Origin of the sequence: Nostoc parmelioides FACHB-3921, from assembly GCF_014696625.1 — a bacterium.
Lineage (GTDB): Bacteria > Cyanobacteriota > Cyanobacteriia > Cyanobacteriales > Nostocaceae > Trichormus > Trichormus parmelioides.
The window spans coordinates 110,783-125,163 of the sequence record NZ_JACJQL010000001.1 but is presented as its reverse complement, the minus strand read 5'-3'; the positions used below and the strand labels follow the sequence as shown (position 1 = coordinate 125,163).

Here is a 14,381-nt window from a genome sequence, read left to right as displayed (position 1 = left end):
TTAATTGTTAAGATATATCCTAGAGTTGGTAATTAACTAAATTTTAATAGTTTTCGCCTTGAGGTAGTTGCTGCTGAGGGGTATTTTCTCCCCCATTTAAGGCTTGTGTTTTCATTGCCGCTAGTTGACTATCAACATCATTAGCCGCTTCTAGAGAATCGAATTGTTTTTGCAAGTCGTCGCTACCCATTTGAGTGATGAGTTCTGATTTTGCTTCTATTTGCAAAACTTTTTCCTCCATCCGCTCAAAAGCATTCAAGCTGCTAGTGGCTGATCCTCCACTTAACATTTCTTGAAGTTTGTAGGATGCTTCGGCTGAACGAGCGCGAGCGATATACATATCTTTTTTAGTCTTCGCTTCGGCAATTTTTAACTCTAGTGAGCGCATATCTTTTTTTAGTCTATCTACTATCTCGATTTGCTCTCCTATTTGACTTGAGAAGGTCTTACCCGCATCTACATAAGACTGGCGTTTGGTCAAGGCTTCTCTCGCCAGAGGTTCATTACCTTGTTGTAGTGCTAATTGAGCGCGGCGATACCATTCTTCTGCGGTGGACTGGGCAGATGCGGCTTGGCGTTCAGTGCGTTTTTGGGTGGCGATCGCCTGTGCTACTCCCTGTCGCAATTGCAGCAAGTTATCCTGCATTTCCATGACAGCTTGTTCCAGAATTTTTTCTGGATCTTCTTTACTGGCCACTACACTATTGAAGTTAGCGCTAATCACCCTTTGGATACGCTTAATCAATTCCATTTCGGCTCTCCATTCATTTTTGCCAGTCAACCCCAACAGGGAAATTTTTGCCTAGCCTACAGTAAAACTTGCACCAACAAAATTCCAGAAGTTAATTTTGTAGAAGCGTGCAAGCACAATTGGTAGATAAGCTAGAGGCATCACGTTTGAGTTTTGCTGGCGTTAGCACGAAAAAATGCCCCACACCTCATATCCAGTCTTTTTTGTCCCCCATTCCTTAATCGTATCGTAAATTTTTGCAACCTATGGCTGCTGTAGGCGTGCTTTAATTCCCTTAGCCTGTAACTGTTTTAACCTTTGTTCTGCCTCTTCTTTTGTCTTGACCGTAGCTAGATAGATTAATGTGCTGTTTCTGGATAAGTAAGCATCTGGAACTACTTGGCGGGCAGCGCTCAAGGCATTAGACCCTTGATTGTCTACCACTATATGGTACAGTCCATCTGTTGATGGTTTGATTTGGTTGCTAGCTGGGGGGAGAGTTGCTGTCCCTTGGGGTAAGGGTTGTAGGCGGGGAGTTGATGAGGCATCTAAGGCAGGTAAAGGTTGCGCCTCTGGTAAGGGGTTGGAAGCAGGAGGTATAACTGGCGGCTGGATAGGAAGGGTGTTGGCGGGGGCGATGGGTGTTGGTTGTACTTTAGGTTGTAAGCCAACTACATCAAGAGGATTTCTCAACTCTGGAAACTCTCTAGCGGTTAAGTCGGGATACTTAGGAATAGAAGTAAGTTCTGTTTGCGATTGACTTGGGGGATTATTGGCAACTTCTGGGGTATTTTCGGTAGTAGGAGAAGAATTACCGTTAAATAATCTGCTGAAATTTAGCTGGGGTAAGGTTTTGGGATTGAAAACGACGTACCCTAAGGTCAGGCTTGCTACTAATAACAGCAATATGGAACCAATGCCTAAAGGTGATAGCAGGCTATCGCTAGAGTTGTTTGGTTGGCTAGTTTCCGACTGTTCATCTGTGAGACTCCGCAGTAATGCTTCACTGGATTCTAAATAGTCATTGGGCTGGGCAGGAGTATCATTGGCTAAGAGTTTTTCGCTTTGACTACCTTGAGCGATCGCCGGTATTATACTGCTGGTGTCGGTGGAGTTAGCTGGAGGTAAAGGAATTTGTGTATTGCCTTCAGGTGTGGTGTGTAGTGGATCTTTATTTGGTGTTTCTGTTTTGGCGACAGTTGTAGGAGTGTAAGGATTTAGGCGTGCAGGAGAGGGAAGATTTTCCGCATTTGGTGTTGGGTTTTTGTCCTGAACATTTGACTTGATAATAATTGAGGCTGTTTTCTCCTCAGGGCTTGCGGCCAGAGATAAAGGTTTTGCCTGGGATTTATTTTCTACTGTCAATGGTTGAGTATGTGCCATTGTGGCATTCTTGTCGGTCAACTCTTGAGGATAATTATGAGCATAACTATTCACACGAGATGGACTGTTTGCCCTTATTCCCATACGTGTACGCCGATAACGAGCTAATTCTTGTTCTAACTGCACTTCCAAACTCGCTAGTGCCGCAACCAATGGTTGTTTTAGTCCAGTACTAGAATCTATCAGGGGTTTTTGACTCATTGTCTCTACACCTCATTTTTTTAGGGGGGAGTGGGTAATTAACAATTCAAAATTTATCTGGAAAAGTTCAGCCAGTTATGTGGTGTTCGCGTAACATCTCTGTCAGGAAGGGCAGTCTCATCTTCTCGACGAGATGCTAGTTTTGTAGCAATGCTAAAGAAAATTGTCTATTAGTATAGATCCCAGAACTAATACCAATTTGAAAAAAGAAGGCGACGGATATAAAGCCCTAAATGCTTGTCCTGTCTTGATTCTTAATTTTGTATTTTGTACTCCTGCGGAGAACCCTTACCCCTACGGGGAAGCAAGCTACGCATAGCGTATTTGCATAGGAGAAGGGTATGAGTGAATTTTGAATTGGTATAAGCTTAATTCTGACTGTTATTTGGCAAGATGTCTTTTAAATCCGTTAATGATATTTTAGGTGTTCTAGAAAAGCAGGCGAAATGGCAACAACAACCATTTCAGCAAGTATGCCAGTTTTGGGCAGAAGTTGTAGGCAGCGCCATTGCTTCCCAAACTCAACCTTTATCACTACAGCGTGATGTTTTACGCGTAGCAACTTCTAGCGCCGCTTGGGCGCAAAATTTGACATTTAGCCGTCAGACGTTACTTTTAAAGTTAAATCAAAAGTTATCTACCCCTATTGTAGATTTGCGTTTTTCTACTGCTGGTTGGCAACGCCATCCACAGCCGGAAAAAGCGCTACAAATAGCGTTACATAGCCAACATCCCAGTTATTTGGGTGATGTCAATGAAGACCAGGGTCAAGTAACAGCAGTTAATCAAGATGTAAATCAGGTTTTTGGTCATTGGGCGAAGACAAGGCAGAGGCGATCGCAAAATTTACCCCTTTGTCCTCAATGTCAATGCCCTACACCACCAGGCGAACTCCAGCGTTGGGGGGTTTGTGGGTTTTGTAGCGTTAAGCAGTTGCCTAAAAATATGTAATTATTTTCTGTATAAAAATGCTATTTTTATATAAAATTGAAGCTGGTTGGCAACTTCACTTTTTTACTAAAAAATACCTGATAACTTGACTAAGATAGGAGCTATTACATCTTAATTAAAAAAATCTTCTACCTCTAAAGTTTTATCTTTACCGTTGATCCCCAATAAGTTATTGGCGATAATTTATATGTAACCACTATAAGTAACATTGAAAAATATAACATAAATCTAAAAACATAATAAAGTTTATTTTGCCGTTAAAAGGGTTATAACCTAGATATAATCACGGGTTATGGGATCAATACGTATTTCTATCTAGAAGGAAAATATAGAGACGAAATCAGCCCTAAACGGCACTAAAGATGAAACCAAATGAAACCCATTAATTCTTTGACATCTGCCTGTCGATATTGTCGCCATTACAAGCCAGAGGGTCGCCGAGGCGGGATGTGCCAACAGCTGGGAGCGCCGGTGCAAGCCTGTTGGAAAGCTTGCTCTTTAGCGTTACCACCTTTTGCTCCTTCTTGGGAAACGTTGGAAGATGCTTGGAGTTTACCTGATGCTACACCAGTGTTAGTAGAATCTGAACCTTTGGTGTGTGATGTAGAAAATGCTGTTTTCGCTGTAAGTCAGGAGAAAACTGCCTCTACTTCTGAACAAGCAAAAGCTGAGACAGTACTTATTTAACCATTCATATATTACCTGACTGTGTTTACAGTCTGCGTAGAATTTAGATTTGCCTTTTAAGATTTATAGTTGGGGACTGGGGATTAGGAGTTGGGGACTGGTGATTAATTAATTTTTCCAATACCCAATACCTAATCTTTAATACCCGATTACGGTAGCCAAGGAAAGTCTCGAAAATTTGGTGGACGTTTTTCTAAAAAAGCTTGTTTACCTTCAGCACCTTCTTCTGTCATGTAATAAAGTAAGGTGGCATTACCAGCTAGTTCTTGTAAACCTGCTTGTCCATCACAATCAGCATTAAATGCTGCTTTGAGACAGCGAATGGCAATGGGGCTTTTTTCTAGAATTTCTCCAGCCCATTTAATTCCTTCTGCTTCTAGTTGCTCTATCGGCACAACGCAATTTACTAAACCCATTTCTAAAGCTTGTTGGGCATCATATTGACGACAGAGAAACCAAATTTCTCGTGCTTTTTTCTGTCCGACAATTCGGGCAAGATAGCTAGCACCAAAACCACCGTCGAAGCTGCCCACTTTGGGGCCAGTCTGCCCAAAAATAGCGTTATCAGCAGCGATGGTAAGGTCACAAATTAAGTGTAGGACGTGTCCACCACCGATCGCATATCCAGCCACCAAAGCAATCACCACCTTTGGCATAGAACGAATCAGGCGCTGTAAATCCAGCACATTTAATCGAGGAATGCCAGCATCATCTACATAGCCAGCTTGCCCTCGCACGCTTTGGTCTCCACCAGAACAGAAGGCATATTTGCCATCAGTATGGGGGCCTGCACCAGTAAATAGAACTACGCCAATATTAGTATCTTCACGAGCATCACAGAACGCGTCATACAGTTCAAAAACGGTTTTGGGGCGAAAAGCATTACGTTTATGCGGACGGTTGATGGTAATTTTCGCCATACCATCAGCTTTGTGATAAAGGATATCTTCGTAGGTTTTGGTAGATTGCCAGTCGATTTGCATGAGAATTATAGCTGTTGTGCTTGAGAATTTTATCGCAGAGGTGGGGAGTTGCGATCGCCAATATTTAGCACCCCAAGCTTATACAATTAGGTTTATGCGACGCGACTCTATCTTTTACAAATTATTCAAGCAATTTCCCGGTTTGCTGTTTGAATTACTAGACCAACCACCCCCACAAGCTGCTGGATATCAGTTTGAATCGGTCGAGGTCAAAGAAACAGCATTTCGGATTGATGGCGTGTTCCTACCCCCCGCCAATGCAGCTTCTAAGGTTGTGTTCTTTGCTGAAGTTCAGTTTCAAAAGGATGACGACCTATATCATCGCTTTTTTAGCGAATTGTTTTTGTTTCTCTATCGCCATACCATTCGTTACGATGACTGGTTTGGAGTCATAATTTATGCCTCGCGCAGCCTGGAACCTTCAAATACAACAATTCATAGAGCATTATTAGAAAGTGGTCAAGTGCGGCGGGTATATCTTGATGAGTTAGGGGATTTGCGACAACAACCATTGGGATTAGGCTTGATGCTGCTGACGACCATTCCGGAAACAGAAGCAGTAGAATCAGCAAGGTTTTTGCTGAAGCAAGCACAGCAACAAGAGGTAGACATCCTTTCGTCACGAGCGATAATAGATTTAGTGACGACAATTATGGTCTACAAATTTGCTACCTTAAGTCGAGAGGAAATTGAAGCGATGCTGGGACTAAAGTTGGAAGAAACAAGAGTTTATAGAGAAGCGAAACAAGAAGGACGAGGCGAAGGAAGACAAGAGGGACGGGAAGAGGGACGGAAGAGGCGCGATCGCTTATTCTCCGACAATTAAACAAACGAGTAGGGGCAATTCCCGATGAACAGCAACGCCAGATTGAGGTTTTATCTCTAGAACAGTTAGAGGCTTTAGCTGAGGCGTTGTTAGATTTCTCGACTATCACCGATTTGGTAGGGTGGTTGCAAAATCAAGCTACAAGATAATTGGGAATTACAAATTAACTATATCCATCCCAGGAATTGGGGAAGGTATAATCAGAAAACAGGGGAAACTGTTTATTATTAACGCGGGTTTCTTCGTCCAAAACTTTGACAACTTTGTTATAGATATCTTCGGCTTGTTGGGGAGAATCACCAATGCTAGTTAATCCCAATTTGCCAAACTGAGAAAGACAACCCATCAGATGAAACACCGTCCCGGTTTCCGTACAGCTATCAAAGTGCAATCTATGATGGGCGATGATATCCATTAAATCGTTGGGTAGCAATCCACGATAGCGGTCTTTTTGTAGGTTGTCTGTAGCAATGTAGTATTTGGGGCGACCTTGCTGACTATAAAATAAACCAGTCGATAGCTCATAACGACCGTTAGTCAGTAATTTTAAGGTCATGAAAGGATGAGTTGTCCCACCTTTGCGGAGGTTAATTTCAATTGCTTGAATATCCCATTGACCGTTACCTTGGTCAACGGTGATAAAATCTACCCCAAATCTTTCTAAAGCTCCTTTTTCTGCCAGTTTTCTACCGACTTGTAAACCTAACTGTTGTAATTGCAAGCGATAGCGTTCATCAGCCGGGAAGCGACAACCCAAATAAATTTGACCATCTGGGCCGCCAAGAATTTGGTCGTGAGTCGAGAGAATTTCTACTTCACCCGTGGGTGTGATTCGTCCTTGCACACTAGGCGATCGCTTAATTTCCCCTTCCACAAATGCTTCGACAATCGCCCCTAATTCGGTAATTCGTCCCGAAAAGTTCTGCCAATTTTCTTGCTTGGCTTGAAAACGCAGAGAAGAAAAGCGATCGCTAATTGCTGCTACCCTTTCTGCTGTAGATGCTTGTCCTGGTGCAACATTCATAATTGGCTGCAAGTCTAGCAGGGCGTTTCCTTCTCCCGAAATCCCTTCATTTAATTTGACTACCATCCGTTTTAAGGAAGGTTGGCGTTCCCACAAATCACTAGCCGCTACGGCTAAATCTTGATAGCGCCAAACCAGTTCACTCCCATCAGGATGGGGTACACCGCTTTCTGCAAAGATTTGCCGACTACCACTTTTTGTCCCCCAAATCTGCAAATCTGGTGCAGCAGCATACAATGGTACATTTAATTTGAGTGATAATTCTGCTTCTAAATCTGTCGAGTTGTAGCAAATTATAAATGATTTTTCTAACCTCAAGGCTTGCCGAATTCTTTCCATTAAGCGAGGACGTTCTAAGATTTTTTGACTTAGAGGTTTAGGAGAAGAATCATAAGTCGAAAGCAGTAGCAAGCGATTACGTGCATGAGAAAATGGAATACCTGGCAGGAGTTGTAAATAATAATCGATAATGCTGGGATGTAATGGAGTTGATGTTACATAAATCAATCTTGTCCGGGGATTTCGTAACCGCATCAAAGCAAAAAGTAATCTTTCTTCATAATGTTCGCAACCTTCAACTTTTTGAATTTCGCGCTGGTCAATACTTAAGGAAGGAATCACGACAATATCCGCTTCACCAGTATCAAATTGCTCGATAGTTTTCCAGCGATCGCGTAAAGTACATTGCAGACTACGAAACTGATCAACTGATTCTAATTCTGTATGATTTAGCGTTACCATAGTCCCTGCCCCCATTTGCTCTCCAATACTGCCTGATTATTCTTATATATCCCAAAGAAAGTCATATATAGCTGTTATGCAATAGTTCTTGACTGTATCTACTGCCGTCATAGTAGGTATGATTGACCTTGATTGGCTATGCCTCAAAAGTAGGAAAATTTCTGATACTTAGCCAGTATTTTACATATTTAAGAATGCAGGAGTCAGTATCCAGAACCCAGGAAAATCATTGAGTCATCATCAATCTGATTTGATTAAAAGCATGAAGCTGGAATATCAAAGACTGAATTTATTCTGACTTAGGGATCATTGATGCTGAAGTATGGCAATAAGAATATCAAAATACTATCTATGCTGACTTCTAGATGTTGAAAACTTGATTACAACATAAAGTCCCTAAATACTACTGGAATTTAGGTGCAATTGTGCAAGCAATTAAGAATTATCCTCTTTCTAAATGTATAGAGATGTTGCACAAATGTGTGCAATTAAATGACTTGACACAATCCCTTCTAAAATAAAAAAACATTCTCTGCAAAATTTATTACTATAGTTACTTGTATCGGGGGGATATGATGAGCCGTCCAATAATTCTTGGTATTGTTGGTGATAGTGCTGCTGGTAAAACAACACTAACTAGGGGCATTGCTCAAGTACTGGGGCCAGAAAATGTTACACTCATCTGCACAGATGATTACCATCGGTACGATCGCCAACAACGTGCAGAAATAGGAATTACCGCCCTCCACCCCGATTGTAACCATTTGGATATTATGCAGCAGCATCTATCGCTGCTACGCACAGGACAACCAATTCTTAAACCAGTTTATAGTCATAAAACCGGAAGTTTTGAGCCGCCTCAATATATAAAACCCAATAAATTCGTCATTATCGAGGGATTGCTTGGTTATTCTACTCGCGCCGCCCGTGACTGCTACGATGTGAAAGTTTACCTCGCCCCTCCAGAGAACCTCCGTGCTAAATGGAAAGTGAAACGCGACACGCAAAAACGTGGCTACACTCCCGAACAAGTTTTAGCAGAATTAGAAAAGCGCGAACCAGATTCAGAACAATTTATTCGTCCCCAAAGACAATGGTCTGATATTGTTGTCAGTTTCTATCCACCTCATGAGGATGGAGATGAAAGCAATGGACATCTCAACGTGCGTTTAGTATTGCGTCCTACCATTCCTCACCCAGATTTTACCCCCATTATTAATTTGACTAATGGTAATTCTGTGTCAGCTATTCGCCTGGGTTTGGATAGAGATATGAGTAAACCAGTTGATGTGTTAGAAGTTGATGGTCACGCCACTTTAGAACAGGTAAATAAATTAGAGCATATTCTCTGTTCTGATATGCCTTACTTAAGTAGTGTATGCGATCGCGAAAGCAACCCAGAACTCGGCAAGATTGCTGGGACAACTGGCGAAACACTACAAAGTTACCCCCTCGCCCTGACTCAGTTAATCATCACCTACCATATGCTCAAGGCAACGCAAATGTATCAGTAAAAATCTTTTATTTTCATGGTTGACTGTTCACAGTTTGCAGTCAACAACTTTAAAATACACAAAGAAAAAGCAAAAATTAAAGATTTTCTCAAGCTAGGGTAATTGTGAACGCAAACAAGGGATAACTAAAGATAGTTGCATCTACAGTAACTATTTTCCCAGTTATCCTATGACTTACTGCCTGAGAATTGCTGATATACCCACAAATGAGCGTCCCCGTGAACGGTTAATGACTCACGGGCCAAAAGTTTTAGCTACAGCTGAATTAATCGCAATTCTTTTAGGCACTGGTCAAGGGCCTGGCAAACTCTCAGCCGTTGGTTTAGGGCAATATCTGTTGCAGGAGTTGGGTAAAAATCAGCGTGACCCATTGGCAGTTTTGCGAGAAGTTACTCCGGCTGAGTTAATGCAAATCCCCGGAATTGGCCCAGCAAAGGCCACAAGTATATTAGCGGCGGTTGAATTGGGTAAACGCACCTTTCAATTCCGTCCCTTAGATAAAACACCAATTGATAGTCCTGTGGCTGCGGTGGCGGCGCTGAGTCAAGATTTGATGTGGCAGAGTCAAGAACGCTTTGCTGTATTGTTATTAGATGTCAAAAATCGTTTACTGGGAACACAGGTCATTACCATTGGCACAGCTACAGAAACTTTAGCTTCTCCGCGCGAAATTTTTCGGGAAATCATCCGCCAAGGCGCAACACGCACTATCGTTGCCCACAATCACCCTTCCGGTAACGTGGAACCCAGCCCAGAAGATATAGAATTGACGCGCCAATTATTAGCAGGAGCGCAACTTTTAGGGATTCCCTTGTTAGATCATTTGATTTTGGGCAATGGTAATCATCAAAGTTTACGGGAAATTACCACCTTGTGGAATGACTATCCTCAAGGTGATTAAATCCAAACATCAAGTAAGTAGATATTGTTACTTACGAACTGTAACTGGTGGATTACCCCAAATACTAATTCTGCCGTCGAATCCGCCACTGGCAAGGGTTTTACCATCCGGACTAAAAGCGATCGCACTTACCCAATCACTATGTCCAATCAGTGTATTTAATAACTCACCAGTCGATAAATCCCAGAGTTTAATTCCATCTCTACCAGCACTAGCCAGAGTTTTACCATCGCGGTTAATAGCGATCGCATTTACCCAATTATTATGACCTGTGAGAGTGCGGCTGAGTCTTTCTGATGGGATATTCCAAACTTTAATAGTGCGATCGCTACTGGAACTAATTAAATTCTGTCCATCGGGTGTAAAGACAATATCTGTAACTGTACCAGAATGGGCTGTAAACTCCCGGATTAATTTACCTGTACTTAAATTCCACAGTTTAATTACACCTTTTGTGTCGCCGCTAGCCAGAGTTTGACCGTCAGAACTCATTGCCAGGGTATCAATTCTATTATCAAAGCGCACTAAAGTAGATAATGGACGTTGTTGGAGCAAATCCCACACCCGAATCCCATCTAAAGCACCACTAACAAGAACCTTACCATCTGAAGATACAGCTAAGGACATGACGCTGGCGGTATGTCCTACAAAAGAGCGCGTAAATTGATTATTTTTAAGATTCCACAGGTTAATAATATTGTCACTGCCAGAACTGGCTAAAGTTTGTCCATCAGGGGAAATCACCAAAGACTCCACCGCATTTTTTTGCGCTTTGTTGATAGTTCCTACTCTTTTACCAGTTGTTGAGTTCCACAGCCGAATAATGCCATCATTATAAGCCCCTCCACTGACGATAGTCCGACTATCTGGGCTGAAAGTTAAAGATTTTACCCTCCCTGAATGGGCGTTGAGGCTATGTAGGAGGCTAGGATTGGTAAATCCTGTGGTTGGTTCTGGGTTGGGTGTAACTTGCACCCTATCCGCCGCATTTACCCTTAACTCTGTCCCTGGACTCACAGGCAGAGCCATAACCCCCATAAATAGTAATATCAAGTATGGCCGTACCATAAAGTACGTACCTCCTGTTCGCTCGCTCCTCACTGTTTTTCCTCACCTGGCTTAAATACACCTAATCGACTGATAGTCAAGTGCAGACTCAACACTTATTAACTCAGCACTCCCTAATACGGTGGTTTTTTCTTCTGCACACTCAGCATCGGCAGAGTCGGACTAGACGAGCGAGGGGGCAAGTAATGTTGTACTACAGGCTCTTCTATAACAGGAGAGCGCTGTTGACTACTACGCCACAACTTAAAAGCGAGGCTGACACCTGCTGTTCCCAAACCAACAGCAAATAATGACCAGCTATCATCTAACCCACCAATTAGCGCATCTACCACACCCATTGTGATTAACACACTAATGACTGGTTCTTTTCTGTAGGCTGACTTTAAAAAACGAGGTAATACAACGTTCATCACAGCTTGGTTTTTCCAGATAACCTTTTGTGTAAATTTACCAAGAATACCTTACCGGAGAATTACTATCCTGAATAAAAGGCATCTTTAAGTAAAGATTATAATTTTTTCAGTGGGGTTTCCGTGTAGTAATTCACTCCCTTACATGAAGACTTTGCAAGTTTTCAGATATTACTAACACTCTCCGGTGTGCCTCATAGTTATATCAGACAAGTTGCGTGAGGTAGTTCACTATAAGTTAATAAAGTCAAAACCAGCTAGATGTTCCAGCTGGTTCTAACTCTGCTAATTACTAGCTTACAACTTTAACATTGGTTTCAGTCGGGCAGGAGGTAATACGGTTCGGTTAAGGGATTTCTTGGTTAAGGCAGGCAGGGGAAGTAAGGGGAGAAGAGAAGCAGGGGAAGAGAAAAATTATGAAAATAACCTCCTTTCCTCCCCTGCCTCCTCTGCTTCCCCTGCTTATCCGAACCGTATTGCCCCCCACTCCACATTACTTAAGTCCGAGCCAGGACAAGACACCTTGATTGGTGGCGTATTCAATGACTACCATCAAAAGAAAACCAATCATTGCAGCGCGACCATTCAAGCGTTCTGCATATTCATTGAAGCCAAATTTTGGCTCTTCTAGCTTGGGTGTAACTGTTGGCTGTGTTTGGGACATTTTGAAAAACCTCTTTTCGGCAAACGGGACTTAATAACGAGTTTTGAGCTAATTGCAAGGCGAAAACGCCAAGGTTAAGTCGAAAAATCTAGTAGCTTCTATTTCGGAAGCCACACAATGACTTTTTAACAAATTGTAATTAATCTTTATATATTGTAGAAGCACTGGGGCAATAGTCAAGGGTAGGAGTTTGCGGCTTTGGGATTGGGAAAACTAATGTTGTAGATAGCTATCCACAATACGGAAGTGTCAGTCTGATACTGGCAGGCTAAATTAAACAAAAAATTTATCAGAGGCGTTAAATGGAAATCGGCGTTCCTAAAGAAACTAAAGATCAAGAATTTCGGGTGGGGTTAAGTCCTGCTAGCGTGCGGGTGTTGAAGGAAAATGGTCATAGTATCTTTGTTCAAACTCAAGCTGGTAGTGGTGCAGGGTTTACCGATGATGATTATCGCAGTGTAGGAGCGGATATTGTCCCTACAGCAGAGGCAGTTTGGAACCGAGAGTTAGTAGTTAAAGTTAAAGAACCACTGACGAGTGAGTACAACTTTTTACAGAAAGGGCAGATATTGTTTACTTATCTGCATTTAGCAGCCGATCGCAAATTAACAGAGCATTTAATTGATTGTGGCATTTGTGCGATCGCTTACGAAACCGTAGAGCAACCAGGCGCTAACAGACTACCACTACTGACCCCCATGAGCATTATTGCCGGTCGGTTAGCAGTACAATTTGGCGCACGCTATTTAGAACGCCAACAAGGTGGTAGAGGTGTACTGCTGGGTGGTGTTCCTGGAGTTAAACCAGGAAAAGTAGTGATTCTCGGTGGTGGTGTAGTTGGTACAGAAGCTGCCAGAATTGCCGTAGGTATGGGTGCAGCCGTACAAATATTAGATGTAAATGTTGAGCGTTTATCTTATTTAGAAACTTTGTTTGGTTCCAGAGTGGAATTACTTTACAGCAGTTCTGCCCATATCGAAGCCGCAGTTAAAGAAGCAGATTTACTTGTTGGTGCTGTTTTGGTACTGGGACGCAGAGCGCCAATTTTAGTATCTCGTGAATTAGTCAAACAAATGCACCCAGGTTCAGTAATAGTTGATGTGGCTGTAGATCAAGGTGGTTGTGTGGAAACCTTACACGCCACATCCCACACCAACCCAATCTACGTTGAAGAGGGCGTAGTGCATTATGGCGTTCCTAATATGCCAGGTGCAGTACCTTGGACAGCCACTCAAGCACTTAACAACAGTACATTACCTTACGTTGTGCAGTTGGCAAATCAAGGACTCAAAGCACTGGAAGTGAATCAAGCACTGGCCAAGGGTTTAAATGTGCAGAATCATCGCCTTGTACACCCGGCTGTAAAAGAGGTTTTTCCTGATTTAGTCAGTTAATTTTAGGGTAATTGGTAATTGGTAATCGGTAATTGAGAAGAAATTCTTTGCTATTATCCATTACCCATTACCAATTTACGTTTTACATCGATTCAAGACGGCGGCGTAACTGGCTGCTGAAGCCATCAATTACTGTCACAACTACCAACAGTACTAACATCATAGTTGTGGCTTTATTGTACTCAAATCCATCAATGTAACTTTTCAACTGAAAGCCAATCCCACCTGCACCAACGACACCCAAGACAGAAGCGGCGCGGATGTTGTATTCAAACATCCATAAGGTATAACCCAAACTCAGAGGCAAAACTTGGGGTAAAATTCCATACTGAGCAATTTGGAATCGAGATGCGCCTATAACTTGCAGAGATTCTAAAGAACGGGGCTGGACTGCTTCGATCGCTTGTTGATAAAACTTGGCTAGGTAGCCGATAGTGTATATACTCAAGGCTAGGGTGCCTGCGGGTGCGCCTAAGCCTGTAGCAGCAACAAAAATTAGCCCCAGAATAATTGAAGGGACAGAACGCACCGCATTTTGCAGCAGATTTGCCAGCCATTGCAGCCAACTAGGCGCAACATTACTAGCACTAGCGACGGCGATCGGCACTGAGATAATAGCACCGATGGTTGTCCCCCAAAGCGACATCTGTACGGTTTCTATCAGTGCCTTAACAGCAATATCGATAACTCTGAAGTCAGGAGGAAATAGGCGCGAGATGAAATCAGCAATGTAAGGGGCGCTGGATGTCAAGAGGGCAAAATCAACTTTCAGTCCTTGCAAAGCCCAAGTGTAAATTATAAAAGCAATTAATAATATAACTAAAGAGCTTACCCAAGAGTAGCGCCGTAGAAGTTTGGAAATTGGTAAATAACTCATATATGAGAGGCAGGGGAGCAGGGGAGG

General features: G+C 42.5%; 15 protein-coding genes. 7 read left to right on the top strand and 8 right to left on the bottom strand.

Annotated features, from left to right (window positions below; translation table 11 throughout):
* Positions 1-43 precede the first annotated feature (43 nt).
* Together H6G14_RS00490 and H6G14_RS00485 are read right to left on the bottom strand one after the other, a co-directional pair.
* The gene (locus tag H6G14_RS00490; RefSeq protein WP_190565203.1) at positions 44-751 is read right to left on the bottom strand and encodes a PspA/IM30 family protein; all 708 of its coding nucleotides are present in this window, start codon (positions 749-751) and stop codon (positions 44-46) included.
* Positions 752-994: 243 nt separating this feature from the next.
* On the bottom strand, positions 995-2,314 hold the full coding sequence (locus H6G14_RS00485; protein WP_190565202.1) for a hypothetical protein: 1,320 nt from the start codon (positions 2,312-2,314) through the stop codon (positions 995-997).
* A gap of 393 nt (positions 2,315-2,707) precedes the next feature.
* Here H6G14_RS00485 and H6G14_RS00480 point away from each other — a divergent pair, with 393 nt between their 5' ends.
* Positions 2,708-3,265, top strand: a complete 558-nt coding sequence (locus H6G14_RS00480) for a DciA family protein (RefSeq protein WP_190565201.1) — start codon at positions 2,708-2,710, stop codon at positions 3,263-3,265.
* A 372-nt stretch (positions 3,266-3,637) separates the two neighbouring features.
* Positions 3,638-3,952, top strand: a complete 315-nt coding sequence (locus tag H6G14_RS00475; RefSeq protein WP_190565200.1) for a hypothetical protein — start codon at positions 3,638-3,640, stop codon at positions 3,950-3,952.
* A gap of 149 nt (positions 3,953-4,101) precedes the next feature.
* On the opposite strand, the gene menB is transcribed toward H6G14_RS00475, so the two are convergent.
* The gene (menB, locus tag H6G14_RS00470) at positions 4,102-4,935 is read right to left on the bottom strand and encodes a 1,4-dihydroxy-2-naphthoyl-CoA synthase (RefSeq protein ID WP_011317058.1); all 834 of its coding nucleotides are present in this window, start codon (positions 4,933-4,935) and stop codon (positions 4,102-4,104) included.
* Here menB and H6G14_RS00465 point away from each other — a divergent pair.
* Both H6G14_RS00465 and H6G14_RS34310 read left to right on the top strand, forming a co-directional pair.
* Positions 4,934-5,761, top strand: a complete 828-nt coding sequence (locus H6G14_RS00465) for an Rpn family recombination-promoting nuclease/putative transposase (protein ID WP_422394062.1) — start codon at positions 4,934-4,936, stop codon at positions 5,759-5,761. The genes menB and H6G14_RS00465 overlap by 2 nt on opposite strands.
* The gene (locus H6G14_RS34310) at positions 5,746-5,910 is read left to right on the top strand and encodes a DUF4351 domain-containing protein (protein WP_422394064.1); all 165 of its coding nucleotides are present in this window, start codon (positions 5,746-5,748) and stop codon (positions 5,908-5,910) included. Before H6G14_RS00465 ends, H6G14_RS34310 begins: the two co-directional genes overlap by 16 nt.
* 14 nt (positions 5,911-5,924) lie before the next feature.
* Here H6G14_RS34310 and H6G14_RS00460 read toward each other — a convergent pair whose 3' ends face one another.
* A complete protein-coding gene (locus H6G14_RS00460; protein WP_190565199.1) occupies positions 5,925-7,526 on the bottom strand; it encodes a peptide ligase PGM1-related protein in 1,602 nt (533 codons plus the stop codon).
* Positions 7,527-8,101: 575 nt separating this feature from the next.
* Here H6G14_RS00460 and H6G14_RS00455 point away from each other — a divergent pair.
* Positions 8,102-9,040 (top strand): phosphoribulokinase, encoded by a 939-nt coding sequence (locus H6G14_RS00455; RefSeq protein WP_190565444.1) that lies wholly within the window; start codon positions 8,102-8,104, stop codon positions 9,038-9,040.
* Positions 9,041-9,209: 169 nt separating this feature from the next.
* A complete protein-coding gene (gene radC / locus H6G14_RS00450) occupies positions 9,210-9,941 on the top strand; it encodes a RadC family protein (RefSeq protein ID WP_190565198.1) in 732 nt (243 codons plus the stop codon).
* Positions 9,942-9,968: 27 nt separating this feature from the next.
* On the opposite strand, the gene H6G14_RS00445 is transcribed toward radC, so the two are convergent.
* The 3 genes from H6G14_RS00445 to H6G14_RS00435 all read right to left on the bottom strand — a co-directional run bounded on the left by H6G14_RS00445 (position 9,969) and on the right by H6G14_RS00435 (position 12,083).
* Positions 9,969-11,009: a WD40 repeat domain-containing protein gene (locus H6G14_RS00445; protein ID WP_190565197.1), complete on the bottom strand. Its 1,041-nt coding sequence runs from the start codon at positions 11,007-11,009 to the stop codon at positions 9,969-9,971.
* A 113-nt stretch (positions 11,010-11,122) separates the two neighbouring features.
* On the bottom strand, positions 11,123-11,419 hold the full coding sequence (locus tag H6G14_RS00440) for a hypothetical protein (protein ID WP_010996509.1): 297 nt from the start codon (positions 11,417-11,419) through the stop codon (positions 11,123-11,125).
* A 493-nt stretch (positions 11,420-11,912) separates the two neighbouring features.
* Positions 11,913-12,083 (bottom strand): chlorophyll a/b-binding protein, encoded by a 171-nt coding sequence (locus tag H6G14_RS00435; RefSeq protein WP_010996510.1) that lies wholly within the window; start codon positions 12,081-12,083, stop codon positions 11,913-11,915.
* Positions 12,084-12,385: 302 nt separating this feature from the next.
* Between H6G14_RS00435 and ald the strand changes: the two genes are divergently transcribed.
* Positions 12,386-13,477: an alanine dehydrogenase gene (gene ald, locus H6G14_RS00430; protein ID WP_190565196.1), complete on the top strand. Its 1,092-nt coding sequence runs from the start codon at positions 12,386-12,388 to the stop codon at positions 13,475-13,477.
* 82 nt (positions 13,478-13,559) lie between these two features.
* Here the strand turns inward: ald and phnE are convergent, their stop codons facing one another.
* Positions 13,560-14,354 (bottom strand): phosphonate ABC transporter, permease protein PhnE, encoded by a 795-nt coding sequence (gene phnE / locus H6G14_RS00425; protein ID WP_190565195.1) that lies wholly within the window; start codon positions 14,352-14,354, stop codon positions 13,560-13,562.
* Positions 14,355-14,381 lie beyond the last annotated feature (27 nt).

Bases quoted from the DNA above. Each gene is read 5' to 3' on its own strand.
- H6G14_RS00490 (WP_190565203.1), bottom strand. From the start codon at position 751: ATGGAATTGATTAAGCGTATCCAAAGGGTGATTAGCGCTAACTTCAAT.
- H6G14_RS00485 (WP_190565202.1), bottom strand. From the start codon at position 2,314: ATGAGTCAAAAACCCCTGATAGATTCTAGTACTGGACTAAAACAACCA.
- H6G14_RS00480 (WP_190565201.1), top strand. From the start codon at position 2,708: ATGTCTTTTAAATCCGTTAATGATATTTTAGGTGTTCTAGAAAAGCAG.
- H6G14_RS00475 (WP_190565200.1), top strand. From the start codon at position 3,638: ATGAAACCCATTAATTCTTTGACATCTGCCTGTCGATATTGTCGCCAT.
- H6G14_RS00465 (WP_422394062.1), top strand. From the start codon at position 4,934: ATGAGAATTATAGCTGTTGTGCTTGAGAATTTTATCGCAGAGGTGGGG.
- menB (WP_011317058.1), bottom strand. From the start codon at position 4,935: ATGCAAATCGACTGGCAATCTACCAAAACCTACGAAGATATCCTTTAT.
- H6G14_RS00460 (WP_190565199.1), bottom strand. From the start codon at position 7,526: ATGGTAACGCTAAATCATACAGAATTAGAATCAGTTGATCAGTTTCGT.
- H6G14_RS00455 (WP_190565444.1), top strand. From the start codon at position 8,102: ATGAGCCGTCCAATAATTCTTGGTATTGTTGGTGATAGTGCTGCTGGT.
- radC (WP_190565198.1), top strand. From the start codon at position 9,210: ATGACTTACTGCCTGAGAATTGCTGATATACCCACAAATGAGCGTCCC.
- H6G14_RS00445 (WP_190565197.1), bottom strand. From the start codon at position 11,009: ATGGTACGGCCATACTTGATATTACTATTTATGGGGGTTATGGCTCTG.
- H6G14_RS00440 (WP_010996509.1), bottom strand. From the start codon at position 11,419: ATGAACGTTGTATTACCTCGTTTTTTAAAGTCAGCCTACAGAAAAGAA.
- H6G14_RS00435 (WP_010996510.1), bottom strand. From the start codon at position 12,083: ATGTCCCAAACACAGCCAACAGTTACACCCAAGCTAGAAGAGCCAAAA.
- ald (WP_190565196.1), top strand. From the start codon at position 12,386: ATGGAAATCGGCGTTCCTAAAGAAACTAAAGATCAAGAATTTCGGGTG.
- phnE (WP_190565195.1), bottom strand. From the start codon at position 14,354: ATGAGTTATTTACCAATTTCCAAACTTCTACGGCGCTACTCTTGGGTA.